The following is a 24,396-nucleotide window of genomic DNA, read 5'->3' on the forward strand; positions in this document are numbered from 1 at the left end:
GCCCGTTCGGCGCGGGCCCACGGAGCGAGACCGGAGTGAGGGAACCCTGAGGAACGAAGGGCCCAACCAGGAGCAAGCACCCTTGGTTACTTGGGGTGCTTTTCCAAGTAACTCGCCGAAGGCGAAAACGAGGCCGTTAGGCCGACGCCGTTGATCCTGGCGCCCTCAGCCTCAACACGTGTGCCCCATCAAACGGATCAACCAACCAATGCCCCCGCACCCCAAAAACCTCACCCAACAGCTCCGGCGACAACACATCAAACGGCGAACCCAGCGCCACCAAACGCCCCCCGTCCATCACCGCCAGACGATCACACCCCAACGCCTGATTCAAATCATGCAACGCCACCACCGTCGTCACCGGCAACTGCTGAACCAACCGCAAAATCGACAACTGCTGCTGAATATCCAAATGATTCGTCGGCTCATCCAGCAACAACACCTGCGGCCGCTGCGCCAGCGCCCGCGCAATATGCCCGCGCTGCTGCTCCCCGCCCGACAACGTATGCCACGCCCGATGCGCCAGATGCTGCACACTCACATCCGCCAACGCCTGCGCCACAATCCGGTCATCAACCTCACCCCACGGCGCCAGCGCTGACAGCCACGGCGTACGGCCCAGCTCAACCGCCTGCAACAGACTGATCGAATCCCCCGTCTGCGCATGCTGCTCCACCACCGCCACCTGCCGCGCAATGTCTCGCCGGCTCAACGCCGACAAGCGCTGACCACCCAGGCGAACGTCGCCCTGGGACGGCGTTTGAATCCCCGCCAGCAACTTCAGCAGCGTCGACTTCCCCGAGCCATTCGGCCCGACGACCCCCAGGTTTTCCCCCGGCCGAATCGCCAGGCTCACCCCGCTGAGCAGTGGCGCGCCCTTGACCGAGTAACTCAGGTCGCTGCCTTCGAGCATGGCGCCGGACACCTCCTGGCGGGCGTTCATCGAGGACGATTCCCGCGGACCAGAATCATGGCAAACACCGGCGCGCCCACCAGCGCCGTGATGACCCCGATCGGCAACACCTGACCCTTGATCAAGGTGCGCGACAGCACATCGGCGGCAATCATGAACAGCGCGCCGATCAGGGCGCTCAAGGGCAGCAACCGGGCATGGCGCACACCCGCCACCAGGCGCACCGCATGGGGAATCACCAGACCGACGAAGCCGATGGAGCCGACAATCGACACCATCACCGCCGTCATCAGTGCGGCGGTGAGGATCAGCACCGCCTGCACCCGGCGCACCGGAATGCCCAGGGACGCGGCCGAATCGCTGCCAAACGTGAACGCATCCAGCGCGCGCCGATGCCACAGGCACACCAGCAAACCGAGGACCACGACCGGCACCGACAGCGCCACCGACGACCAGCGCACGCCGCTGAGATTGCCCAGCAGCCAGAACATGATCCCGCGGGCCTGCTCGGCATTGGCCGACTTGGTGATCAGGAAGGACGTCAGGGCGTTGAACAGCTGGGACCCGGCAATGCCCGCCAGGATGATCTGGCCCGCAGCGGTCTGGCCCCGAGAGGAGCGGGCGAGCAGGGCGACCAGCGCAAAGGCGGCAATCGCCCCGGCAAAGGCGCCGGTGGACAGGGAGATCGTCCCGGCACCGATGCCGATGATCGCCACCAAGACCGCGCCGGTTGAAGCACCGGCAGAAATGCCCAGCAAGTAGGGATCGGCCAGGGGGTTGCGCAGCAGCGATTGCAAAACCACGCCCGACACCGCCAGCCCTGCGCCGCAGGTGGCGGCAACGATGGCCCGGGTCAGCCGGTAATTCCAGACAATGCCCTCATCGATCGGGTCCAGAGGAAAACCCGCGGCCCACAGCTTGTTCGCCAGCACCTGAATGATCACCGGCAGGCTGATCGACGTCTCGCCGATCGCCACGCCCGCGAGCACCGCCAACGCCAGTAATGCGATGGCCCAAGCGCCATGCCCGAAGATGCGGACGACGCTCGACCGGAGCATGCCGACAGACGTCATGGCGCGAGAGTGGCCCCGGCCAGCTGTTCGATACCGTCAAACAGCCGCACGCTGGACTCCATGGCGCTGGCGTCCATGATCACGATGCGATTGTTTTTCACTGCATCCATATTGCGGGTGACCGGATCAGAGCGGAGGAAGGCCAGCTTCTTCTCGTGATCGTCAGCCGGGAAGCGGCGGCGGTCCATGCGCGCGATGACCAGCACGGTCGGGTTGGCCTTGGCGATGGTTTCCCAGCCCACGGTCGGCCATTCCTCATCGGAGTCGATGACGTTGCGCATGCCGAGGGTGTCGAGCATGAAGTTGGGAATGCCCTTGCGCCCGGCCACGTACGGATCGACGTTGATGTCAGGGCTGGAAAACCAGAACACCGCCGAGACGGGTGGGTTGGCATGGGCTTTTGCCTGCGCCACAGCTTTGGCCAGCCGCCCCTGATAATCCGCGATCAGGTGCTCGCCACGGTCTTGCACATCGAAGATCTGCGCCAGCTGACCGAGGCTTTTGTACAGCGTTTCGATGCGGAAGGCTTCGAGGCGCGTGCCGTCGGCGCCGACCCGGTTGTTCTTGCCCTCGCAATCGGAGGGCAGGATGTAGGTAGGAATGCCTAAATCGCGAAACTGCTCGCGGGTGCCGACCGCGCCCTGTGGGCCGACCATCCACTCAAACTGCACCGGGACGAAATCCGGGCGTTTGCCGATCACCGATTCGAAGCTCGGCGCATTGTCGGCCAGGCGCTCGATGCCGTCGTTGAGGGCTTGGTACTGGGGCAGGACGGGGTTGAACCACAGTGACGTGCCCACGACCTTCGGGCCCAGGCCAAGGGCATAGAGCATTTCGGTGGCGGCCTGGCCGATGGTCACGGTTTTCTGCGGCGCGTGGTTGAACGTCAGCGCTTCGCCACAGTTGTCCACGGTCAAGGGGTAGGCCGTCGACGCCGCGAGCGCGGCGGTGGGCAAGGTCAGCGTGACGAACAGGGCGGCGAGGCGGCGCAGCGGCATGAACAGCGATCTCCAGAAAGCCTGATTGCTTGGCGAAGCAGGCGCTGGAAAGTCCATCCCGGCAGGCGCCCTGAAAGTGGGGGCGCGCACAGCGTGCGCGAAACGACGCACGAACGGGAGTCCTTCCCCGGACACCCCGCCGGTGAATGAATATGCTGGCCGGCAGGTCTCCTGACTGGCGCTTCATTGCCATGCTTCGGCCTTCCCGGGGTGACCCAGTGGCAAACAGGAAGCAGGGCTCGGCGCCTACAGTTGCGGGGACAGTTCCGTTTAAGCGCGATGACGCGCCCGGGATTCCCTATTAATTCCGAGTGGAAACCGGCGGCGGGGATACTAAACGATTCGGCGGGTGGAGGCGAATGCAGCGGTGGTGTGCCGGAGATGTATTGGCACCTCGCAGTAACTGGACGGACGCAACACCTGTGGGAGTGAGCTTGCTCACGAAGAGGCGGTACATTCACTTGATCTTCAACGGCTGGAATGCCGTCTTCGCGAGCAAGCTCGCTCCCACAAGGTATGTGTTTGCAGCGCCATCGGCGTGAGCTCAACACCACCGGCTTAGAGCTTAAACGGCCAACCGACGATCTTCTTCGGCCGTGGCGTGGCGTAGGTCCGCACTTTGGAGGTCTTCAATCCCAGACGCACCAGCGATTCCGCCAGTGCCACCGCTGCGGTGACCCCATCCACCACCGGCACGCCCGCGCGTTCGCGGATGAGTTGATCCAGCCCGGCCATGCCGCCACAGCCCAGGCAGATCACCTCGGCCTTGTCCCGTTTCACCGCTTCGATGGCCTGCTCGACGATGGCCTCGACCGCACGCTCCGGCGATTCCTCCAGCTCCAGCACGCTCATGCCGCTGGCCCGCACCGAGGCGCAGCGCTCGTACACCCCGGCCAGCTTCAGGCGGTCTTCGATCAGCGGCACGGTGCGGTCCAGCGTGGTGACTACCGCGTATTTGTGCCCCAGCAGCATCGCCAGGCTGGCCGCCGCTTCGGTGATGTCCACCACCGGCACGTCGAGCAGCTCCTGCAAACCTTCGCGGCCATGCTCGCCATAACCGGCCTGAATCACCGCGTCATAAGGCCCTTCGTAGGACATGACCCGGTCCATCACTGCGATGGCCGCCAGGTAACTTTCAAAATTGCCTTCCACCGACTCGGCGCCGAAGCGTGGGGTCAGACCAATGATCTCGGTGCCGGGCGAGGCCACGCTGCGGGCCTGCTCGGCGATGGTCTCGGTCATGGATGCGGTGGTGTTGACGTTGACGATCAGAATTCGCATGGACAGATCTCGCGCAGGGAACAAAGCCGGGCGTCTGGCCCGGCGTCATTGGCCACGATATCAGTCTTTGCCGGGGACCGGCGCCTGCAGGGCAATGAAGCCCTGATCGCGCATGGCTTGCCAGAAACCATCCGGCACCTGTGCGTTGAGCGCAGTAACGTCTTCGATGATCCGCGACGGCCGGCTCGCGCCCGGAATCACCGCCGCCACCAGGGGGTTGGCGAGAACGAACTGCAGCGCTGCGGACTTGATGTCGACCTGATACTGCCGAGCGATTTCCTGAATGTGCGCGACCTTGTCGAGCATCGCCTGGGACGCTTCCTGGTACTCGAAATGCTTGCCGCCCACCAGCACGCCGGAGCTGTAAGGCCCGCCGACGACGAACTCGGCGTTGTGCTGGCGGGCCTTGTCGAACAGCCTTTGCAGCGGCTGGTCATGGTCGAGCAGCGAATAACGGCCGGCGAGCAGGAAGCCGTCGGGCTGGGCTTCTTCCAGATCCAGGGTCAGTTCGCACGGCTCGACGCGGTTGACGCCCAGGCCCCAGGCCTTGATCACCCCTTCCTCGCGCAGGCGGGTGAGGGCGCGGAAAGCGCCGGTGCGAGCGATGTTGAAATGCTCGATCCAGGCATCGCCATGGGCGTCCTGGGCGACGTCGTGGACAAACACGATATCCAGTCGGTCAGTGTTCAGCCGTTTCAGGCTCGCTTCAATGGAACGCAACGTGGCGTCGGCGGAGTAGTCGGTGACAATCTTGTTTTTCAGGCCTTCGGCGAACGGACCACTGCGCGTTTCGGTGTCGATCTCATCGGAAATCAGCCGGCCGACTTTGGTGCTCAAGGTGTACTGGTCGCGGGGGATGCCCGCCAGTGCCTTGCCCACACGCTGCTCGGACAGGCCGGCGCCGTAGATGGGTGCGGTGTCGAAATAGCGGATGCCCTGGTCCCAGGCGGATTGAACGGTGGCTGCCGCTTCGTCTTCGTCAATGGTGCGAAACATATTGCCCAAGGGCGCGGAGCCAAAGCCGAGGCGGCCGATGATCTTGTCGTGCAGACTCATGGGGATTTTTTCCTGTGCGGTGAGGCGTGTCTGGATGCGCGGCTCATGACGCCGTCTTCGCCCGATAAGGAACAGCGCGACGAAGGCGGCGAGGCTTGTTTACTGACTGCTGATTGCCATAGGTGTTCTTGATAGTGTCGACCGGTCTTGTTGCACCTGAGGCGCCTGCTAAGCTCCACGCATTGAATAGAGTCTTCAGCAAACCTACCGAAACGAGGAAACTGCCATGCAATCTCACTCCCCCGATGCTGCACCGCTTGCACCGCACCCTGGGCATCAGCCCGATGAGCCGGAAACGGAACTCGATGCCGATATGGATCCGGGTAACGAAGACCCGGGTTCCCAGTTTGATCGCGACGCCACGGTTCCCCTGATTGATCCGGATAAATAAGGAAGCAACTCATTACAGATGCACTTCGACCGCCAGCGGCAGGTGATCGGACAAATGCGTCCACGGCCGCGTGCCGAGGATTTTCGGATGGTGGCTGGTGGCGTTGCGCAAATAGATACGGTCAAGGCGCAGCATCGGGAAGCGCGCCGGATAGGTCTTCGCCAACCGCCCCTGACTGCGCTCGAAGGCTTCGTGGAGGTAGCCGCAGCGCTGCAGGCGCTTGTTGCCCTGCAGCTGCCAGTCGTTGAAATCGCCGGCGATGACCACCGGGGCGTCCTCGGGCAGGGAGTCAAGCAGGTCGCAGAGCAGGTTCAGCTGCAATTGCCGATGGCTCTCCAACAGGCTGAGGTGCACACAAATCGCATGGACTTCCGCATGCCCCGGCACCTGCAGCACGCAATGCAAGAGGCCGCGGCGCTCCGGCCCGGTGATGGAAATGTCCAGATTGCGGTAATGGAGGATCGGGTATTTGGACAGCAGCGCGTTGCCGTGGTGACCGTCGGGGTAGACCGCGTTGCGGCCATAGGCGAAGTCCGTCCACATGCTGTCGGCGAGAAATTCGTAGTGCGGCGTGTCGGGCCAGTCTTCGTACTTGGCGGCATGGCGGTCATGGCCGCCGAGGACTTCCTGGAGAAACACCAGATCGGCACCGGTGCTGCGCACGGCCTCACGCAATTCCGGCAGGATGAAACGCCGGTTCAGTGCAGTGAAGCCCTTGTGGGTGTTCACGGTCAGCACGCGCAGTTTGTGGACTTCGCGCAACGTGGCCGGGTCCGGAGGGGTAGCGTTCGAGCCAGAGGGGTCGTGGGTCACGCCCTCACTCCTGTTCGGGGGATGTGCTATTCCGACCGGGGCGCGAGGCGGCAGTTCAGCTTTTAGGTGGGACCGGCTCTAGCCGGGGGATTTCAACAGACATTTAGTGGCATGATCGCCGGCCGCTTCCCTCTGTAGGACCGGCTTTAGCCGGGATGCCTTGATCCAGTGGGACCGGCTTCAGCCGGGAAGCTTTTACACCGCCCGGGCGCTACACCCGCGTATCGACCGGCGTCCTGCGCGACAGCACCACCGCCAGTGCCAATGCCGCCACCGACAACAACGCCGCGAAGAAAAAAATCCAGCCATAGCCCATGCCCAGCGCCACGGCACCCATCAGCGGTCCGGCAATGGCCAGCGCGAGGTCGAAGAACACCGCGTAAGCGCTGAGCCCGGCACCGCGACTGCTGTTGGGCACCTGCTTGATGGCTTCCACGCCCAGAGCAGGATAGACCAGCGACAGACCAAAACCGGTCAGCCCTGCGCCGATCAGGGCGAAGGTGGTGTCGGGTGCCAGCCAGAGCAGCAACAGACCCAGGGTTTCCACGGTGATGCAGACGATCGCCGAGCGAAAGCCGCCAAAGCGGTTGATCGCGTTGATGAACAGCAAACGCGCGACGATGAAACAGATGCCGAACACCGTCAGGCACCAGGCCGCGCCTTCCCAGCCACGGGCCACGTAAAACAACGTGATGAACGTCGTCAGCGTGCCGTAGCCGATGGAGGACAGGGTCAGGCTCAGGCCAAACGGCGCCACCCGACCGAACACCGAGAAGAACGGCAGGCGCTCGCCGCGCACCACCGGGATCGCCGTTTTGTTGCGGATCAACAGCAACGCCCCGGCCGCCAGGACGAACAGCACCAACCCCAGGCTGGCAAAGCCCAGCGCTCCGACCATCACCACGCCAAGGGGAGCGCCAATGGCGATGGCGCCGTATGACGCAATGCCATTCCAGGAAATCGAGCGGGCGGTGTGCTCCGAACCGACCTGGCCGATGCACCAGCTGATGGTGCCCACGCCGATCAAGCCCTGGGACGCGCCGAGAAACAGGCGGGCGATGATCAGGATTGTCAGGCTGACGTCTGCGAAACGCTCCAGGAGGATCGCCGCCAGGGTCAGCACGCCGCTCAACGCGATGCCGGACAGCCCGTAAACGATGGCGCGCTTGGTGCCGATGGTGTCGCAGATACGCCCGGCCACCGGGCGACTCAACAGCGTCGCCAGGTACTGCGCACCGATCACCAGCCCCGCGACCACCGCGCTGAAACCCAGCTGGTTGTGCACGTAACCGGGCATCACCGCGATGGGCAGACCGATGCACAGGAAGGCAATGAAGGTGTAGACGACGATGGAGATGATTTGCAGGGTGATCGCCATCGAACTGGCGTCGCTGGCAGGCGTGTTGACAGGCGAAACAGGCGGCTGGGCGGCAGACATGGGGACTCTTCGCTGGAGCGGTGGGAGTGCCGCATCATCGCCCGTGGGGTCGGGAAATGAAAGCTGGCTAACGGTTTTTATCCGGGGTCAGACGGCGGCCGGACTTGCCCGTTCCCGGCTAAAGCCGGTCCTACGAGTGTTCGCATTTGCCTTCGTAGGACCGGCTTTAGCCGGGAACGCGTCGGAGGTCACACCGCAGGATTGGCGGCGCCTGGCCTGGCGTCTTCCCGGCCAACGCCGGTCCCACTGTCACAAAAAAGCCCCGTCACGGTGGACGGGGCTCCTTGGTGTCAGCTTCACTCTGTCAGCGGATTGCCCTGATCAGAACGCGACGCCCTGGCTGCGCAGGTAATCGTCGTAGGTGCCGCTGAAGTCGGTCACGCCACTTGGGCTCAACTCGATGATGCGGGTGGCCAGGGACGATACGAACTCGCGGTCGTGGCTGACGAAGATCAGCGTTCCCGGGTAGTTCTCCAGCGCCAGGTTCAGCGCCTCGATCGACTCCATGTCCAGGTGGTTGGTCGGCTCGTCCATGATCAGCACGTTCGGCTTCTGCAGGATCAGCTTGCCGAACAGCATGCGGCCTTGCTCACCACCGGAGATCACCTTGACCGACTTGAGGATCTCGTCGTTAGAGAACAGCATCCGGCCCAGGGTGCCACGAATGACTTGTTCACCTTGAGTCCATTGGCCCATCCAGTCGAAGAGGGTGACATCGTCTTCGAAGTCGTGGGCGTGGTCCTGGGCGTAGTAACCCAGCTCTGCGGCATCGGTCCACTTGATCGTGCCGGCATCCGGGGTCAGTTCATTGACCAAGGTGCGCAGCAGGGTGGTTTTACCGATCCCGTTCGGGCCGATGATCGCAACGCGCTCGCCGGCTTCAACCTGGAAGCTGAAGTTCTTGAACAGTGGCTTGCCGTCGAAGCCTTTGGCCATTTGGTCAATGATGACCGCCTGACGGTGCAGCTTCTTGTTCTGATCAAAGCGGATGAACGGGCTGACGCGACTCGAAGGCTTGACCTCGGCCAGCTGGATCTTGTCGATCGCCTTGGCACGGGAGGTGGCCTGCTTGGCTTTCGAGGCGTTGGCCGAGAAGCGGCTGACGAACGACTGCAGCTCGGAAATCTGGGCTTTCTTCTTGGCGTTGTCCGACAGCAACTGCTCGCGGGACTGGGTCGCCACGGTCATGTATTCGTCGTAGTTGCCCGGGAACAGGCGCAGCTCGCCGTAATCCAGGTCAGCCATGTGGGTGCACACGCTGTTGAGGAAGTGACGGTCGTGAGAAATGATGATCATCAGGCTGGAGCGCTGGGTCAGGATGTTTTCCAGCCAGCGAATCGTGTTGATGTCCAGGTGGTTGGTCGGTTCGTCGAGCAACAGCACTTCGGGGTCGGAGAACAGCGCCTGGGCCAGCAATACGCGCAGCTTCCAGCCAGGGGAGACCTCGCTCATCGGGCCGAAGTGCTGCTCGATGCCGATGCCCAGACCGAGCAACAGCTCGCCGGCGCGGGATTCGGCGGTGTAGCCGTCCATTTCAGCAAATTCGGTTTCCAGCTCGGCCACGGCCATGCCGTCTTCTTCGGTCATTTCCGGCAGCGAATAGATGCGATCGCGCTCGGCCTTGACCTTCCACAGCTCTTCGTGACCCATGATCACGGTGTCGATGACAGAGAAGTCTTCGTAGGCGAACTGGTCCTGACGCAATTTACCCAGGCGCACGTTCGGCTCGAGCATCACCTGGCCGCCGGACGGCTCCAGATCGCCGCCGAGGATCTTCATGAAGGTGGACTTGCCACAGCCATTGGCGCCGATGAGGCCATAGCGGTTGCCACCGCCGAATTTGACCGAAACGTTCTCGAACAGCGGCTTGGCGCCAAACTGCATGGTGATGTTAGCTGTGGAAATCAATTGCTTATCCTGGATTGTTTACAAGGGGCTGATTGGCGATGGCCTTCGACGCCTGGTGGCGATTGCTCGTGATCCAACCAGCAGCCTGCACGTCACCGATGACGGCGACATGACCTGATGAAGATGGGTGAACGGGAGCAGCGTCCGATACGGGTTCAGCGGGTGACCGACCTGCATCGACCACGCTTGCTGTGCGCCGGAGGACGCACAGGTCTGGGGCGCGCGCCGCGACCCCGTGAAAGGCTCAAGCGGCGCATGCGAATTCAAGGCGCGGCAGTGTAACACCGTCTTGGTTATCCACCTACCGCCGCTCGCCGGTGAGGATCACCGGATCAGGCGTGCTCGACCTGCGTCCTTACTTTGTTCACCGTGCTGTAATGGGAGAACACGATGCAGCCGATCAGCCGGGAGAACAGGCCCAGGGTTTCGACGAGGTCCGGGCTTTCGAAGGTGCTGGCTTTGGAATCGAGCAGGCACAAGGCGCCGAACAGCTGGCCGTCGGGCAGGCTGATCGGCACGCCGATGTAGCTCTCGATGGCGTATTGCTTGACCACCGGGCGACCCGCATAGCGCTCGCTCTGGCTGATGCTGGGGATGATCAGCGCTTTCGGGTTTGCGATCAATTCGTTGCACAGCGTGGTTTCCAGCTCCAGCACTTCGCCTTCCTGGATGCCGATGTGAATCTCGTCATAAACCGCGCAGGCGACCCACTCGGAGTCGGTGAACTTGGCAATACCGGCAAAGCGCATGCCGGTCAGCCGCGTCACGAGCCTGAGGATATTCGTCGTCGCTTCAACCTCGGCGATCGCCGAACGCTCTGCGATGGTCAGCAAATCCGGGCAGAGCAGGGAATCCAAAGCCATTGTCGGCTCCATGTCAACGTGGGGTGGCATACCCGGATGGGGCCACATATGTGGCGCAGATTAGCATTTTGTAGGGCAAGCGTATCTCCCGCTCGGCGCGCTGCGACCATTTGTCATGGGGGACCCCGAGTTAAAGGCGGGTGCGGCCGCTGTCAGAGCTGGTGGTTGAACCGCTGGACGGCACCCACCACCTGACGCGCGCCTTCCTGGATCTCAACGATCACGCTGCCGGCCTGGTTGGCCAGCGACAGGCCTTGCTCCGCCTGGGCGCGGGTGCTGCCCATGTCCTTGACCACATCATCCACCAGTTTCTGGTTCTGCTGCACCACCGCGACAATCTCTTCGGTCGCCGTGCTGGTGCGTCCGGCCAGCTGACGCACTTCATCGGCCACCACGGCGAACCCCCGGCCCTGTTCGCCGGCACGGGCGGCTTCGATGGCGGCGTTGAGGGCGAGCAAGTTGGTCTGTTGGGCGATGCCGCCGATGGTTTGCACGATGGTGCTGATCAGCAACGACTGCTTGCCCAGCGCTTCCATGCCATGGGAGGCAGAGAGCATCTGGTCGGCGATGCCGTTCATGGTTTCCACGGTGTTGTTGATCACCGCTGCCCCGCGCTGCGCCGAGACGTCGGTGCGCTGGGAGATCTCGAAGGCCGTGCCGGCCGCGACGCTGATTTCGGCTTCGCGACGTACCTGATCGGTAATGACAGTGGCGAATTTCACCACCTTGTAAAGCTTGCCCTGGGTGTCGTGGACCGGGTTGTAGGTCGCTTCCAGCCACACGTCCTCGCCACGGCTGTTGATGCGTTTGAACCGGTCGGCCACGAAGTCGCCGTTGTTCAGGCGTTTCCAGAACGCTTTGTAGTCTTCGGTGGCGGCGAATTTCGGGTCACAGAACAGGCTGTGGTGCTTGCCGAGAATCTGATCCTGGCTGTAGCCCATTTCCTGGAGGAAGGACTGGTTAGCCTTCAGCACGTGACCGCCGAGGTCGAATTCGATGACCGCTGTCGAGCGCAGCAGGGCGTTGATGAACGACTCGTTTTCCCGGGCCTTGTTGACTTCGGCGGTGACGTTGGTGGCCAGACATTTGAGGGCGGCCACACGGCCCTGATCATCCTTCAGCGGCGACCACGTGGCGTGAATCCAGATCAGCGAACCGCCTTTGCTGATGAAGCGGTAGTCGTCAGTGACCGCAGTGCCGTTGACGGCCGCTAATTTGAAGTCGCGGAAGCACGGCATGGTTGCGACGTAGGTCGGAATGAACGCCGCCATGGGCTGGCCAACCAGCTCGTCATGGGAGTAACCGATGGCTGCGCAGAATTTGCTGTTTGCGTCCGTGATGCGCAGGTCGGCATCCACGGTCAGCGACAGCATTTGCTGCATGAGGGCGTCGTGAAAATTTTTCAGCGCGACCAGCTCCGAGCTCAGAGTGGACATTTGCTTTTTGATTCTGGAATTAAACATCTGCCGCTCCTTGGATATGCTCACTTAACTGTCGGCGTTCGGATGCCGAAATTAAGCCCGGTCGTCAGAATGTTTATAGATCAGGCAGGGAGAAAAGGAGGGGGGCGGGAGGAATTTTGGGCAAGAAAAAGCCCGCGATGGGGGGTGCGGGCTTAAAGTCAGTCTTGGAGGAGCAAGTGAAGAGTATCGCCCCCGATGTGAAAAACCTGTGAACGCCTCTCAACAACACTTAATAAATGGCGTTGGTCAGAAAAGCCTTCACGATGGACTTCGCCGCTGGGCTGACTTTCTGGTCGCCCAGCTCTTTGCTGGTGAACCACTTGCAGTCGGCAATTTCGTTGTGGGGGGCAGGGGTGGCGATCATCGTCACCGACACTTCGAACACGTGATGCAACACGGCACCGCCCTTATAGCGAGTGATGTACGCCAGGTCTTCCAGGATCAGACCGGTCTCTTCACGTAATTCGCGCGCAGCGGCCTGCGCAGGCGATTCATCAGCTTCGACTTTGCCGCCGGGAAGGTTCCACCGGGCGTTGGATTTGCGCACGTAAAGGATCTGGTTGTCCCTGCGGCAGATGACTGTGGCTCGCTGTTTCATTGGGGGTTCCTCCACCGTACAACCCGTAAAAGTGCCGCCGTCCCTGGGTATTCACGCGGCTGTCATAAAAGCTTCATAAAGACGTTTGAAGCAGTAACGGTGCCAATGTTCCCTTCATCCTCCTGAATCGGCCGGTATTCAGAAAACCATAGCTCGATTGAGGGGTGTGTCGGGATAACCAGCCAGACGGTGTCTTGTTCAGCCTGATGGGCGGGGTGCCAACATGAACCAAAATGCCACTACTTAACCAACGCGCTGGTTGGGTTCTGTGGCGGGCGGATCGTGCCCTTGGCGCGATGAACGGTCTTGGCACGCAAACCGTGATGGGCGTTATTGGCGCGGAGTGCACGCCGATGGGGCCCACTGCGCACTGTGTGGGGTGATCCGTAGCGCGGAGTCTGGTCAGCCCGCGTGGCGTTTCGACCTCCACGCACCTGGATTTCAACCCATGTGATTGAAAACACCGGTGATTCTCGCCGCTTCTTTTACCGCCTGACTCTGTGGCACACTTTCTGCTGTCTATTCCGTTGTGGCAAACAAGGTTCCGCTATAGCGGAATAAATACAACCGGCGGAGTTTCTCTCATGCGGCGCGGATCCCTTTCTTTGAAAGCTTTTGCATTGGCCCTGATAACGGCAGCAACGTTGGCAACGACGGCATATGCCGCCGACAGCAAGCTGGACAACGTCCTGCAGCGCGGCCATCTCATCGTGGGTACCGGGAGCACCAATGCCCCTTGGCACTTTCAGGGTGCGGACGGCAAGTTGCAGGGTTTTGATATCGACATCGCGCGCATCGTCGCCAAGGGCTTGTTTAATGATCCGAGCAAGGTCGAGTTTGTCGTGCAGTCCTCCGACGCGCGAATCCCGAACCTGCTGACGGATAAAGTCGACATGAGCTGCCAGTTCATCACGGTGACTGCCAGCCGCGCCCAGCAGGTGGCGTTCACGCTGCCTTATTACCGCGAAGGCGTGGCGCTGCTGCTGCCGACCAACAGCAAGTACAAGGAAATCGACGACCTGAAAGGCGCGGGTGATGGCGTCACCGTTGCCGTGCTGCAGAACGTCTACGCCGAAGAGCTGGTGCATCAGGCGCTGCCCAAGGCGAAGGTCGACCAGTACGACAGCGTCGACCTGATGTACCAGGCCATCAACTCCGGTCGCGCCGATGCGGCGGCCACCGATCAGTCGTCGGTGAAATACCTGATGGTGCAGAACCCCGGTCGCTATCGTTCGCCCGCGTTCGCCTGGAGCCCGCAAACCTACGCGTGCGCCGTCAAACGTGGCGATCAGGACTGGCTGAACTTCGTCAACACCGCCCTGCATGAAGCCATGACCGGTGTTGAATTCCCGATGTACGCCGAGTCGTTCAAGAAGTGGTTCGGCGTGGACCTGCCGACCCCGGCGATCGGTTTCCCGATGGAATACAAATAACCCGCGCCGCTCGCGTCGCCCACTGAAGGGGGCGGGGACGGCCGTGATGCCGTCCCGCCCCAGGTACTGCTGACCATGAATTATCAGCTGAATTTTGCAGCGGTCTGGCGGGATTTCCCCAGTCTGCTGGCAGGGCTGGGGCTCGGCCTGGAACTGGCCCTGATTTCCATCGCCATCGGTTGCGTCATCGGCATGCTGGCAGCATTCGCGATGCTGTCCCGCTACCGCGCCCTGCGGATCGTCGCGTCGATTTACGTGACCGTGGTGCGCAACACGCCGATTCTGGTGCTGATCCTGTTGATTTACTTTGCCATGCCCAGCCTGGGCATTCGTCTGGACAAGATCCCGTCGTTCATCGTCACCCTGTCGCTGTATGCCGGGGCGTATCTGACCGAAGTCTTCCGCGCTGGCCTGCTGAGCATCCACAAGGGCCAGCGCGAAGCGGGGCTGGCGATCGGCCTCGGCGAATGGCAGGTGCGCGCGTACATCGTCGTGCCGGTGATGTTGCGCAACGTGCTGCCGGCGCTGTCGAACAACTTCATTTCGCTGTTCAAGGACACGTCGCTGGCCGCTGCCATCGCGGTGCCGGAACTGACCTATTACGCGCGCAAGATCAACGTCGAAAGCTACCGGGTGATTGAAACCTGGCTGGTGACCACGGCGCTGTACGTCGCCGCCTGTTACCTCATTGCCATGCTGCTGCGTTACCTCGAGCAGCGTCTGGCGATTCGCCGCTAGGAGGCCCGGACCATGTACGAACAACCCAGTTGGTTGCATGAATTGTGGGTCGCGCGGGAAGCGCTGTGGGCCGGGTTTCTCACCAGTGTCCAGTGCGCGGGCCTGGCGATCGTGTTCGGGACGGTGATCGGCGTATTTGCCGGGCTGATCCTGACCTACGGCAAATGGTGGGCGCGCCTCCCGTTTCGCGCCTACGTGGATCTGATTCGCGGCACGCCCGTGTTTGTGCTGGTGCTGGCCTGCTTTTACATGGCGCCAGCGTTGGGCTGGCAGATCGGCGCGTTTCAGGCCGGTGCGCTGGGGTTGACGCTGTTTTGCGGCTCCCACGTCGCCGAGATCGTGCGCGGTGCCTTGCAGGCCATCCCGCGCGGGCAGCTGGAAGCCGGCAAGGCCATCGGCCTGACGTTTCCCCAGTCCCTCAGCTATGTGTTGCTGCCCCAGGCATTGCGGCAGATCTTGCCGACCTGGGTCAATTCGTCGACGGAGATCGTCAAGGCCTCGACCCTGCTCTCGGTGATCGGCGTGGCCGAGCTGCTGCTCAGCACCCAGCAGGTCATCGCGCGCAATTTCATGACCCTTGAGTTTTACCTGTTCGCGGGGTTTCTCTTCTTTGTCATCAACTACGCCATCGAGCTTCTCGGGCGGCAAATCGAAAAACGGGTGGCCTTGCCATGACACAGACTCACACCGCGACTGCCGCCCCGGCTCTGTTGAGCATCGAAGGGCTGCACAAATCCTATGGCCCGGTCGAAGTGCTCAAGGGCGTTGACCTGAAAATGAACAAAGGCAATGTGGTCACGCTGATCGGCTCCAGCGGCTCGGGCAAAACCACGTTGCTGCGTTGCGTCAATCTGCTGGAAGAGTTTCAGGGCGGGCACATTCGTCTCGAAGGTCAGGACATCGGCTACAGCGACGTCAGTGGCAAGCGCGTGCGCCACCCGGAAAAGCTCATCGCCCGGCACCGCGCGATGACCGGGATGGCGTTTCAGCAGTTCAACCTGTTTCCGCACCTGACCGCGCTGCAGAACGTCACCCTCGGCTTGCTCAAAGTGAAGAAGCTGCCCAAGGACCAAGCCATCGCCCTGGCCGAAAAGTGGCTGGACCGCGTTGGCCTGCTGGAGCGGCGCAATCACTTTCCCGGCCAGCTCTCCGGCGGTCAGCAGCAGCGCGTGGCGATTGCCCGGGCCATTGCGATGAACCCGAGCCTGATGCTGTTCGATGAAGTCACCTCAGCGCTGGACCCGGAGCTGGTGGGCGAGGTGCTCAGCGTGATCAAGGGCCTGGCCGAAGAGGGCATGACCATGCTGCTGGTGACCCACGAGATGCGCTTCGCCTACGAGGTGTCCGATCAGATCGTGTTCATGAATCAGGGCCGCATCGAAGAGCAGGGCCCGCCCAAGACATTATTCGAACAACCCAAGTCAGCGCGTCTGGCTGAATTCCTCAAGAACATTCGTTTTTAAGACGCTCACTCAAAGGAGATTTTCATGAGCATTACTCGTTACGGCGCCGGCAGTACCGCAGGTGGCGGCCAGCCACGTCCATTCGCCCGCGCCGTCGAAGCCGATGGCTGGCTGCATGTGTCGGGTCAGGTGCCGGCCGAAAACGGTGAGATCGTCAACGGCGGGATCGTCGAGCAAACCCACAAGACCCTGCAGAACCTGGTGGCGATCCTGACCGAGGCCGGTTACGGCCTGGAAGACGTGGTGCGTGTCGGCGTGTGGCTGGAAGACCCGCGTGATTTCTGGAGCTTCAACAAGGTCTTCGGCGAGTACTTCTCCCCGGAACACGCCCCGGCCCGCGCCTGTGTACAGGCCAACATGATGGTCGACTGCAAGGTCGAGATCGATTGCATTGCCTATAAACAGAAGTGAGGCGAGCTGTGAGCGGCAAGCTACAAGCTGCAAGTCGATACAGCGGTGATCCAACGGTTGGCGCCTTTAGCTTGAAGCTTGCAGCTCAACTGCCTACCCCATTTCAATGGCTGAAGGCGCTTTTTGCATCCGCGCCGTTTAGCTTGGAGTTGCTCTTATGACCGAAGACATCAAACGCCGGGCCCGTGGTTTAGACCGAGCGTTCGATATTCTCGATTTCCTCAAGGAAACCGGTACGCCGATGCGGCCCAACGAGATCGCCAGCGGCATCGGCAGCCCGAAATCGACGGTGTACGAATTGGTCAGTTCGCTGCTAGAACGACGCGTCCTCGAGACCGTCGGCAAGGACGGCCACGTCTACCTGGGGCGGCAGTTGTATTTCCTCGGGCAGGCGCATCTGCGCCATTTCGATTTCACCCGCGAGGCCGAGGTCAGCCTGGGTGAAATCGTCGAGCAGACCCGGGAAACCGCGCAGATGTGCCTGCTCAACGGCCGCAAATACACCGTCGCGCTGATGAAGGAGGGCGCGCGGCATTTTCGTATTTCCTCCGACATCGGTGAGGACGCGCCGATCCCGTGGACCGCCTCGGGACGCCTGCTGCTCGGGCACCTCACGGATCAGGCGATCATCGACCTGATCGACGACGAGGACTTCATCCTCCCGGACGGCACGCGCCTGCCGGTCGAGACGTTTCTGGCCGAGATCCGCAAGGCCCACGACGACGGCTTCTTTTCCTTCGACAGCATCGCCGACACCTTCACCCATTGCTTCGCCGCACCCGTGCGGGACAGACAGGGCATCTGCATCGCGACCCTGTGCATCGTCGCCCCGCGGGCCGACGCCACGGCCCACTACGATCATTACCGGCGCGTGTTGATCGACAGCGCCAACGGCCTGGCCCGGCGCGTCATCGAATAGCGTCGCCGCACACACGAACAAAAAATTCAGGAGAACATATGAGCATTGCCGCGATTGAAAAAGGCGCCACGCAACCCGGCGACCACCTGGTGCGGGACGTCAGCCTGCCCGCGCTGGTCATCCACGACACGGCGCTGGAGCACAACCTGCGCTGGATGCAGAAGTTCGTCAGCGACAGTGGCGCTGAACTGGCGCCCCACGGCAAGACCAGCATGGTGCCGGCGCTGTTTCTGCGGCAGTTGCAGCACGGCGCCTGGGGCATGACCCTCGCCACGGCGGTGCAGACCCGCGCGGCCTATGCCCACGGCGTGCGTCGGGTGCTGATGGCTAACCAGTTGGTCGGCGCGCCGAACATGGCGCTCATCGCCGAGATGCTCACGGACGGGATGTTCGACTTTCATTGCATGGTCGACCACCCGGACAACGTCAAGGCGCTGGGCGAGTTCTTCGCCGCCAAGGGCCTGACCCTCAATGTGATGATCGAGTACGGCGTGGTCGGTGGGCGTTGCGGCTGCCGCAGCGAAGCCGAGGTCATGGCCCTGGCCGACGCCATTGCGGCGCAACCGGCGCTGAAGCTGACCGGCATCGAGGGCTACGAAGGCGTGATCCATGGCGACGAGGCGGTGAGCGGCATTCGCGCGTTCGCCACATCGCTGGTGCGGCTGGCCGTGACCCTGCAGGACAAGGGCGCGTTTGCCCTCGATCGCCCGATCGTCACAGCCTCGGGTTCGGCCTGGTACGACCTGATCGCCGAGGAATTCGACAAGCAACAGGTGCGCGAGCGTTTCCTCAGCGTGCTGCGCCCCGGCAGTTACGTGGTCCACGACCACGGCATCTACAAAGACGCGCAGTGCTGCGTGCTCGACCGACGCCACGACCTCAGCGAAGGCTTACGGCCGGCGATGGAAGTCTGGGCCCATGTGCAGTCGATGCCTGAGCCGGGTTTTGCGGTGATTGCCATGGGCAAGCGCGACGTGGCGTTCGACGCCGGCATGCCCAGCCCGATCAAGCGCTATGCGCCAGGGGCGGTACCGGCGACTGGCGAGGACGTCAGCGCCTGCACCGTCACGGCGGTGATGGATCAGCATGCGTTCATGACCGTCGCGCCGGGCTGCGAGTTAAAGGTCGGCGATATCGTTTCGTTTGGCACCTCGCACCCGTGCCTGACCTTCGACAAATGGCGCACGGGGTGCCTGGTCGGCGATGACCTGCGCGTCATCGAATCCTTTGATACCTGCTTCTGACAGGAGTCTGCAATGAGTGAAATGGTCAGTCACAGCTACCCGCGCGTCGCCCTGATCGGCGAATGCATGATCGAGTTGCAACAGCACGCCAACGGCACGCTCAAGCAGAGCTTCGGCGGCGACACGCTGAATACGGCGGTGTACCTGTCGCGGCTGCTGGGTTCGGCGGCGCAGGTGGATTACGTCACGGCGCTGGGCGATGACAGTTTCAGCGACGCCATGTGCCAGGTCTGGACGGAGGAGGGCATTGGCCTGAGTCGGGTACAGCGTCTGCCGGGGCGTTTGCCGGGTCTGTATTGCATTCAGACCGACGCCAACGGCGAGCGGCGTTTCCTGTACTGGCGCAACGAGGCGGCGGTGCGCGAATGCTTCACCACGCCGGCGGCGGAGCCGGTGCTGGCCGCGCTGCCGGATTACGACGTGCTGTATTTCAGCGGCATCACCCTGGCCGTGCTCGGTGAAACAGGCAGGGCGCGGCTACTGTCGACCCTTGGCGAGGCCCGGGACCGGGGCGCGCGGGTGGTGTTCGACAACAACTATCGGCCGCGCTTGTGGCGCAGTGTCGAGCAAGCGCGGCAGGCGTATCGCGCGGTCATGCACGAAGTGGATCTGGCCCTGCTGACCGAGGAGGACGAGCAGGCGCTGTTCGATTACGCCGACGGCGAGGAAATTTTGCAGACCTACCGCGACCTGGGTGTCAGCGAAGTGGTGGTCAAGCGCGGGGCGCAGAGCTGTCTCGTGAGCGTCGACGACCGGCGTTATGAAGTGCCTGCGCACGCCGTGCAGAAAGTCATCGACACAACGGCGGCGGGGGATTCCTTCAGCGCGGCCTATCTGGCTCGGCGTTTGCGCGGCGGCGGTCCGAAAGATGCGGCCAACGCCGGGCATCAGTTGGCGAGCCTGGTGATTCAGCACCCGGGGGCGTTGATCCCGCGCAGTGTGATGCCGATTTGAGGCAGGGCCGAGAACCCTGCGTAGGGCCGCGCACACCCTGTAGGCCGGCTTCAGCCGGGAAGGGGCCAGGCGACACACCGCAAAATCGAGAGTGCTCAATCCGGCCTGTTCCCGGCTAAAGCCAGTCCTACTAAGGTAAGGGGCCAGAACGACCGCTACACATTCCGGCCCCAACCCTCAATCCCGATAAAACACCTGCACCAGGTGATACCCGAATTTGCTTTTGACCGGACCATGCACGGTCCGCAACGGTTTTTTGAAAATCACCTGGTCAATCGCGCCGACCATCTGGCCCGGTCGCACTTCACCCAGATCCCCGCCGCGCTTGCCGCTGGGGCACGTCGAATACTTCTTCGCCAGCACGTCAAACGCCTCGCCCTTGGCAATGCGCTGTTTCAGTTGCTCGGCTTCTTCAGCGGTCTTGACCAGAATGTGGCGGGCGTGGGCTTTCATGATGGTCCGGAGGTCTCGATAAAAAAGCCGCGCATTATGCCTTTGCTGCGCGATTTCGGGTAATTTCCCACACCTTGACCGGACGAACGTGCGGCTCGGCGCTGAGACAGGCCTGACCCGGCTGTTCACACGGCCCCGACCCGGCTGTTCAAGTGCCTTGCCCCGGCCAGCAAACAGCCCGAACGTTAAAACCGGTCGAAGGTCCACAACCTGTAGGCCTGCAGTCTCCTCAAACCTCATGTGCGGTGTTGCCTTATGGATTTTCCGGCGTTGTTGAAGGTGCTTGCCACCCAGGATGGATCGGACCTTTACCTGTCCACGGGCGCGCCCCCCTGCGCCAAGTTCAATGGCGTGCTCAAGCCGCTGGGCACCGAAGCGTTCAAGCCCGGTGACGTCGCGGTGATTGCCAACGGCATCATGGACGCCGAACAGCGCGTGGATTTCGAACGCGACCTGGAAATGAACCTGGCGTTTTCCCTGTCCGGTGTGGGGCGATTCCGAATCAACATCTTCAAGCAGCGCAACGAAGTGTCAATCGTGGCGCGCAACATCAAGCTCGACATCCCCAAATTCGAAGACCTGCACCTGCCGCCGGTCCTGCTCGATGTGATCATGGAAAAGCACGGCCTGGTGCTGTTCGTCGGCGCCACCGGTTCGGGTAAATCGACCTCGCTGGCCGCACTGATCGACCACCGCAACCGTCACGCCAGCGGCCACATCATCACCATCGAAGACCCGGTGGAGTTCATCCACAAACACAAGCGCTCGATCATCAATCAGCGGGAAGTGGGCGTCGACACGCGCAGCTTCCATGCGGCGTTGAAGAACACCCTGCGTCAGGCGCCGGACGTGATTCTGATCGGCGAGATCCGCGACCGCGAGACCATGGAGCACGCCCTGGCGTTTGCCGACACCGGCCACCTGGCGATTTCGACGCTGCACGCCAACAACGCCAACCAGGCGCTGGACCGCATCATCAACTTCTTCCCTGAAGAACGCCGTCCCCAGCTGTTGCATGACTTGGGCAACAACCTCAAGGCGTTCGTCTCCCAGCGGTTGGTCAAGACCACTGACGGCAAGCGCCGTGCGGCAGTGGAGGTGATGCTGGGCACGCCGACGATTCGCGACCTGATCCACCGCAACGAGTTGACCGAGCTTAAGGGCATCATGGAGAAGTCCACCAACCTCGGCATGCAGACCTTCGACAACGCGCTGTATGACCTGGCGGTGGAAGGCGCAATCACTGAAGACGAAGCCCTGAAGAACGCGGACTCGGCCAACAACGTGCGCCTGCGGTTGAAACTGCACAGCGAGGACGGGCCATCGACCATCGCCAGCGCCCCCCGTGCGCCCCAGCCTGCCGCGCAGGTGAATGTGAAGGATTGGGGGCTGGTGGACGAGCGGGACGAGCCGGGGAATTGAGGTTTCCTCAGTGATGATTGTGCGGTGTCATCACTGACGCTTTCCCTTGTAGGACCGGCTTCAGCCGGGAAGAGGCCGGTATGAACACCACACATTTGAGGTGTAGCGACCGACGTCTTCCCGGCTAAAGCCGGTCCTACAGGGCTTGCCGCCCTTATCGCGCCAGCCACCCGCCATCGATATTCCACGCCGCGCCACGCACCTGCGCCCCGGCTTCGCTGCACAGAAACAACGTCAGTTCCCCCAACTGCGAAGGCGTCACGAATTCCAGCGATGGCTGCTTTTCCGCCAGCAGGTCATGCTTCGCCTGTTCCAGGTCACCGGTCACGGCAGCGCGATCATCGATCTGCTTCTGCACCAGCGGCGTCAGCACCCAGCCCGGGCAGATGGCGTTGCAGGTGACATTGCTTGCCGCGGTTTCCAGCCCGACCACCTTGGTCAAGCCAATCACGCCGTGCTTGGCCGCCACATACGCCGCCTTGCCCGTCGAACCCACAAGGCCATGCACCGAGGCAATGTTCACGATCCGACCCCAACCCTTGGCACGCATGCCCGGCAGGCACAACCGCGTGCTGTGAAACACCGACGACAGGTTGATGGCGATAATCTTGTCCCAGCTCTCGACGGGGAAATCCTCCACCGCGTCGACGTGCTGAATGCCCGCGTTGTTGACCAGAATGTCGACGCCGCCGAATTCGCGCTCGGCGTAGGCAATCATGTCGGCGATCTGCGCGACATCGCTGACGTCCGCCGGGTGGTGGCCGACCTTACCGCCGTACTGCTTGACCTGCTCGATCACCGCCGACGCATCGCCGAAGCCGTTGAGCACCAGATGTGCGCCGGCCTTGGCCAGCGTCAGCGCGATGCCCAGGCCGATGCCGCTGGTAGAGCCGGTGACCAGTGCGGTTTTGCCTTGCAGACTCATGTTCAATTCCTCATACGATGCCGGTTGCATAGAAAACGCCGATCACCACGAACACTGCCAGCGTCTTGATAATCGTGATGCCGAAGATGTCCCTGTAGGCCTCGCGGTGGGTCAGGCCGGTGACCGCCAGCAGGGTGATGACCGCGCCGTTGTGCGGCAGGGTGTCCATGCCGCCGCTGGCCATGGCCGCGACGCGGTGCAACACCTCCAGCGGAATGTTCGCCGCATGGGCCGCCGTGATAAAGCTATCGGACATCGCCGCCAGGGCAATGCTCATGCCCCCGGACGCCGACCCGGTGATCCCGGCCAGCAGCGTCACGGTAATCGCTTCGTTGACCAGCGGATTGGGAATAATCTTCAGTCCGTCGGCCAGCACGAGGAATCCGGGCAACGAAGCAATCACAGCGCCAAAACCGTATTCCGACGCCGTGTTCATCGCCGCCAGGAGTGCGCCACTGACTGCACCCTTGCTGCCCTCGGCCAGCTTGGATTTCACCGTCCTGAAGGCGAACAGCAGCACAAACACAATGCCCACCAGCAACGCCGCTTCCACGGCCCAGATCGCGGTGATCTTGGCGATGTCGGTCTGCACTGGTGTGGCCATGCCCGGCAGCGCCAGGGTGTGGGTCTTGCCGTACGACTGGGGAATCCACTGGGTGAACAGCAGGTTCATGACCCCCACCAGCAACAGCGGCGCCAGTGCGATCCACGGGTTTGGCAGCGCGATATCGGCCGGTGTGTCCGGCTCATTGCGCAGCTCAGTGCCGTAGCCTTCACCAGCACGCTGGGCCCGGTTGCGCTGGCGCTGCAGAAACAGCATGCCGACGCTGAACACGAACGCCGTGCCGATCAGCCCCAGCCAAGGCGCCGCCCACGCCGTGGTGTTGAAGAAGGTCGAGGGGATGATGTTCTGGATTTGCGGCGTGCCGGGCAGGGCGTCCATGGTGAACGAAAACGCACCCAGGGCGATGGTCGCCGGAATCAGCCGTTTGGGAATGTTGCTCTGGCGGAACATCTCGGCGGCGAACGGGTACACCGCAAACACCACGACGAACAGCGACACGCCGCCGTAGGTCAGCAGCGCGCAGACCAGCACGATCACCAGCATCGCCTGGCGGGTGCCGAGCATGCGAATGGCAGCCGCCACGATGGAGCGCGAAAAGCCCGACAGCTCGATGAGCTTGCCGAACACGGCACCGAGCAGAAACACCGGAAAGTAGAGTTTGACGAAGCCGACCATCTTGTCCATGAACACGCCGGTGAAGGCGGGGGCCACGGCTGACGGCTCGGTGAGCAGTACGGCGCCGAGGGCCGCGATGGGGGCAAAGAGGATGACGCTGTAACCCCGGTAGGCAGCCAGCATCAGCAGCGTAAGCGCCGCTAAAGCGATGATCACACTCATCGAGTGTCTCCTGTTGTTTTTGTTTTGGGTGCGGCGAGGCCGCGCAACAGGAGGTATAGCTACATTCATGCCATCGCGCTAAGCCCCTGATTATTATGAGGTTTAGCTGAAATGGGTGATGGCGGGGGGCCTGTGCGTCCCGATAATGGGACGGTTAAGGCCGGAACGGGGACCGCCAAAGCGATCGTGTCGGGGTGGCAGCCGCTCTGGTGCGGGAGCCGTGCCCGTTATCCCGGA

Annotated in this window: 24 protein-coding genes, 1 pseudogene and 1 riboswitch; of the genes and pseudogenes, 10 read left to right on the top strand and 15 right to left on the bottom strand. The window is 62.3% G+C overall.

The features are described 5' to 3' along the window. Nucleotides 1-136: 136 nt before the first annotated feature. From M1E04_RS11705 to M1E04_RS11725, 5 genes are all read right to left on the bottom strand, one after another. Nucleotides 137-943, bottom strand: coding sequence for an ABC transporter ATP-binding protein (locus M1E04_RS11705; RefSeq protein ID WP_456293035.1), 807 nt, complete (start codon nucleotides 941-943; stop codon nucleotides 137-139). Next, nucleotides 940-1,971: a FecCD family ABC transporter permease gene (locus M1E04_RS11710; RefSeq protein ID WP_296310043.1), complete on the bottom strand. Its 1,032-nt coding sequence runs from the start codon at nucleotides 1,969-1,971 to the stop codon at nucleotides 940-942. Before M1E04_RS11710 ends, M1E04_RS11705 begins: the two co-directional genes overlap by 4 nt. A gap of 11 nt (nucleotides 1,972-1,982) precedes the next feature. Further along, entirely contained in the window at nucleotides 1,983-2,984 is a 1,002-nt protein-coding gene (locus tag M1E04_RS11715) for an ABC transporter substrate-binding protein (protein ID WP_369319028.1), read from the bottom strand. A gap of 144 nt (nucleotides 2,985-3,128) precedes the next feature. Then, a riboswitch (cobalamin riboswitch) is annotated at nucleotides 3,129-3,322 on the bottom strand. Between the two features lie 220 nt (nucleotides 3,323-3,542). After that, entirely contained in the window at nucleotides 3,543-4,265 is a 723-nt protein-coding gene (locus M1E04_RS11720) for an aspartate/glutamate racemase family protein (RefSeq protein ID WP_456293036.1), read from the bottom strand. Between the two features lie 60 nt (nucleotides 4,266-4,325). Then, nucleotides 4,326-5,321, bottom strand: coding sequence for an aldo/keto reductase (locus M1E04_RS11725; protein ID WP_065990399.1), 996 nt, complete (start codon nucleotides 5,319-5,321; stop codon nucleotides 4,326-4,328). Between the two features lie 226 nt (nucleotides 5,322-5,547). On the opposite strand from M1E04_RS11725, the gene M1E04_RS11730 reads away from it, so the two are divergent. After that, nucleotides 5,548-5,712 (top strand): hypothetical protein, encoded by a 165-nt coding sequence (locus tag M1E04_RS11730; RefSeq protein WP_167355805.1) that lies wholly within the window; start codon nucleotides 5,548-5,550, stop codon nucleotides 5,710-5,712. A gap of 12 nt (nucleotides 5,713-5,724) precedes the next feature. Here M1E04_RS11730 and M1E04_RS11735 read toward each other — a convergent pair whose 3' ends face one another. The 7 genes and pseudogenes from M1E04_RS11735 to M1E04_RS11765 form a co-directional block, all read right to left on the bottom strand. Next, nucleotides 5,725-6,474 (bottom strand): endonuclease/exonuclease/phosphatase family protein, encoded by a 750-nt coding sequence (locus M1E04_RS11735; protein WP_296310054.1) that lies wholly within the window; start codon nucleotides 6,472-6,474, stop codon nucleotides 5,725-5,727. A 262-nt stretch (nucleotides 6,475-6,736) separates the two neighbouring features. Further along, on the bottom strand, nucleotides 6,737-7,963 hold the full coding sequence (locus tag M1E04_RS11740; RefSeq protein WP_456293037.1) for an MFS transporter: 1,227 nt from the start codon (nucleotides 7,961-7,963) through the stop codon (nucleotides 6,737-6,739). Nucleotides 7,964-8,284: 321 nt separating this feature from the next. Then, nucleotides 8,285-9,871: an ABC-F family ATPase gene (locus tag M1E04_RS11745; RefSeq protein WP_074883050.1), complete on the bottom strand. Its 1,587-nt coding sequence runs from the start codon at nucleotides 9,869-9,871 to the stop codon at nucleotides 8,285-8,287. Between the two features lie 332 nt (nucleotides 9,872-10,203). Continuing rightward, entirely contained in the window at nucleotides 10,204-10,734 is a 531-nt protein-coding gene (locus tag M1E04_RS11750) for a GAF domain-containing protein (protein ID WP_065990408.1), read from the bottom strand. A 152-nt stretch (nucleotides 10,735-10,886) separates the two neighbouring features. Next, a complete protein-coding gene (locus M1E04_RS11755; RefSeq protein WP_244160392.1) occupies nucleotides 10,887-11,459 on the bottom strand; it encodes a methyl-accepting chemotaxis protein in 573 nt (190 codons plus the stop codon). Nucleotides 11,460-11,468: 9 nt separating this feature from the next. Beyond that, nucleotides 11,469-12,197: pseudogene (locus M1E04_RS11760) on the bottom strand (PAS domain-containing protein); the annotation flags it as partial. A gap of 229 nt (nucleotides 12,198-12,426) precedes the next feature. Then, nucleotides 12,427-12,795: an NUDIX hydrolase gene (locus tag M1E04_RS11765; RefSeq protein ID WP_192131901.1), complete on the bottom strand. Its 369-nt coding sequence runs from the start codon at nucleotides 12,793-12,795 to the stop codon at nucleotides 12,427-12,429. A 584-nt stretch (nucleotides 12,796-13,379) separates the two neighbouring features. Between M1E04_RS11765 and M1E04_RS11770 the strand changes: the two genes are divergently transcribed. From M1E04_RS11770 to kdgK, 8 genes are all read left to right on the top strand, one after another. Beyond that, on the top strand, nucleotides 13,380-14,228 hold the full coding sequence (locus M1E04_RS11770) for a transporter substrate-binding domain-containing protein (protein WP_192131899.1): 849 nt from the start codon (nucleotides 13,380-13,382) through the stop codon (nucleotides 14,226-14,228). A 75-nt stretch (nucleotides 14,229-14,303) separates the two neighbouring features. Further along, entirely contained in the window at nucleotides 14,304-14,966 is a 663-nt protein-coding gene (locus tag M1E04_RS11775) for an amino acid ABC transporter permease (RefSeq protein ID WP_065990414.1), read from the top strand. Between the two features lie 12 nt (nucleotides 14,967-14,978). Beyond that, a complete protein-coding gene (locus M1E04_RS11780) occupies nucleotides 14,979-15,641 on the top strand; it encodes an amino acid ABC transporter permease (RefSeq protein WP_065990416.1) in 663 nt (220 codons plus the stop codon). Then, nucleotides 15,638-16,429 (top strand): amino acid ABC transporter ATP-binding protein, encoded by a 792-nt coding sequence (locus tag M1E04_RS11785; protein WP_456293038.1) that lies wholly within the window; start codon nucleotides 15,638-15,640, stop codon nucleotides 16,427-16,429. The genes M1E04_RS11780 and M1E04_RS11785 overlap by 4 nt, the downstream gene beginning before the upstream one ends. A 24-nt stretch (nucleotides 16,430-16,453) precedes the next feature. Then, nucleotides 16,454-16,840: a RidA family protein gene (locus M1E04_RS11790; protein ID WP_456293039.1), complete on the top strand. Its 387-nt coding sequence runs from the start codon at nucleotides 16,454-16,456 to the stop codon at nucleotides 16,838-16,840. Nucleotides 16,841-16,997: 157 nt separating this feature from the next. Then, nucleotides 16,998-17,759 carry an IclR family transcriptional regulator gene (locus M1E04_RS11795; RefSeq protein WP_456293040.1) on the top strand — a complete coding sequence of 254 codons (762 nt, stop codon included), beginning with the start codon at nucleotides 16,998-17,000 and terminating at the stop codon, nucleotides 17,757-17,759. A 38-nt stretch (nucleotides 17,760-17,797) separates the two neighbouring features. Beyond that, nucleotides 17,798-19,003: an amino acid deaminase gene (locus tag M1E04_RS11800; protein ID WP_456293041.1), complete on the top strand. Its 1,206-nt coding sequence runs from the start codon at nucleotides 17,798-17,800 to the stop codon at nucleotides 19,001-19,003. 12 nt (nucleotides 19,004-19,015) lie between these two features. Beyond that, complete coding sequence (kdgK, locus tag M1E04_RS11805) at nucleotides 19,016-19,957, top strand: 2-dehydro-3-deoxygluconokinase (protein ID WP_456293042.1); 942 nt, start codon at nucleotides 19,016-19,018, stop codon at nucleotides 19,955-19,957. A gap of 177 nt (nucleotides 19,958-20,134) precedes the next feature. Here kdgK and M1E04_RS11810 read toward each other — a convergent pair whose 3' ends face one another. Beyond that, the gene (locus M1E04_RS11810; RefSeq protein ID WP_456293043.1) at nucleotides 20,135-20,410 is read right to left on the bottom strand and encodes a peptidylprolyl isomerase; all 276 of its coding nucleotides are present in this window, start codon (nucleotides 20,408-20,410) and stop codon (nucleotides 20,135-20,137) included. 255 nt (nucleotides 20,411-20,665) lie between these two features. Here M1E04_RS11810 and M1E04_RS11815 point away from each other — a divergent pair, with 255 nt between their 5' ends. After that, nucleotides 20,666-21,832, top strand: a complete 1,167-nt coding sequence (locus tag M1E04_RS11815; RefSeq protein WP_065990428.1) for a PilT/PilU family type 4a pilus ATPase — start codon at nucleotides 20,666-20,668, stop codon at nucleotides 21,830-21,832. Nucleotides 21,833-21,986: 154 nt separating this feature from the next. On the opposite strand, the gene M1E04_RS11820 is transcribed toward M1E04_RS11815, so the two are convergent. Both M1E04_RS11820 and M1E04_RS11825 read right to left on the bottom strand, forming a co-directional pair. Beyond that, entirely contained in the window at nucleotides 21,987-22,757 is a 771-nt protein-coding gene (locus M1E04_RS11820; RefSeq protein ID WP_296314754.1) for a 3-hydroxybutyrate dehydrogenase, read from the bottom strand. A 10-nt stretch (nucleotides 22,758-22,767) separates the two neighbouring features. After that, entirely contained in the window at nucleotides 22,768-24,159 is a 1,392-nt protein-coding gene (locus M1E04_RS11825) for a GntP family permease (RefSeq protein WP_456293044.1), read from the bottom strand. Nucleotides 24,160-24,396 lie beyond the last annotated feature (237 nt).

The organism is Pseudomonas sp. AK106 (assembly GCF_053903055.1).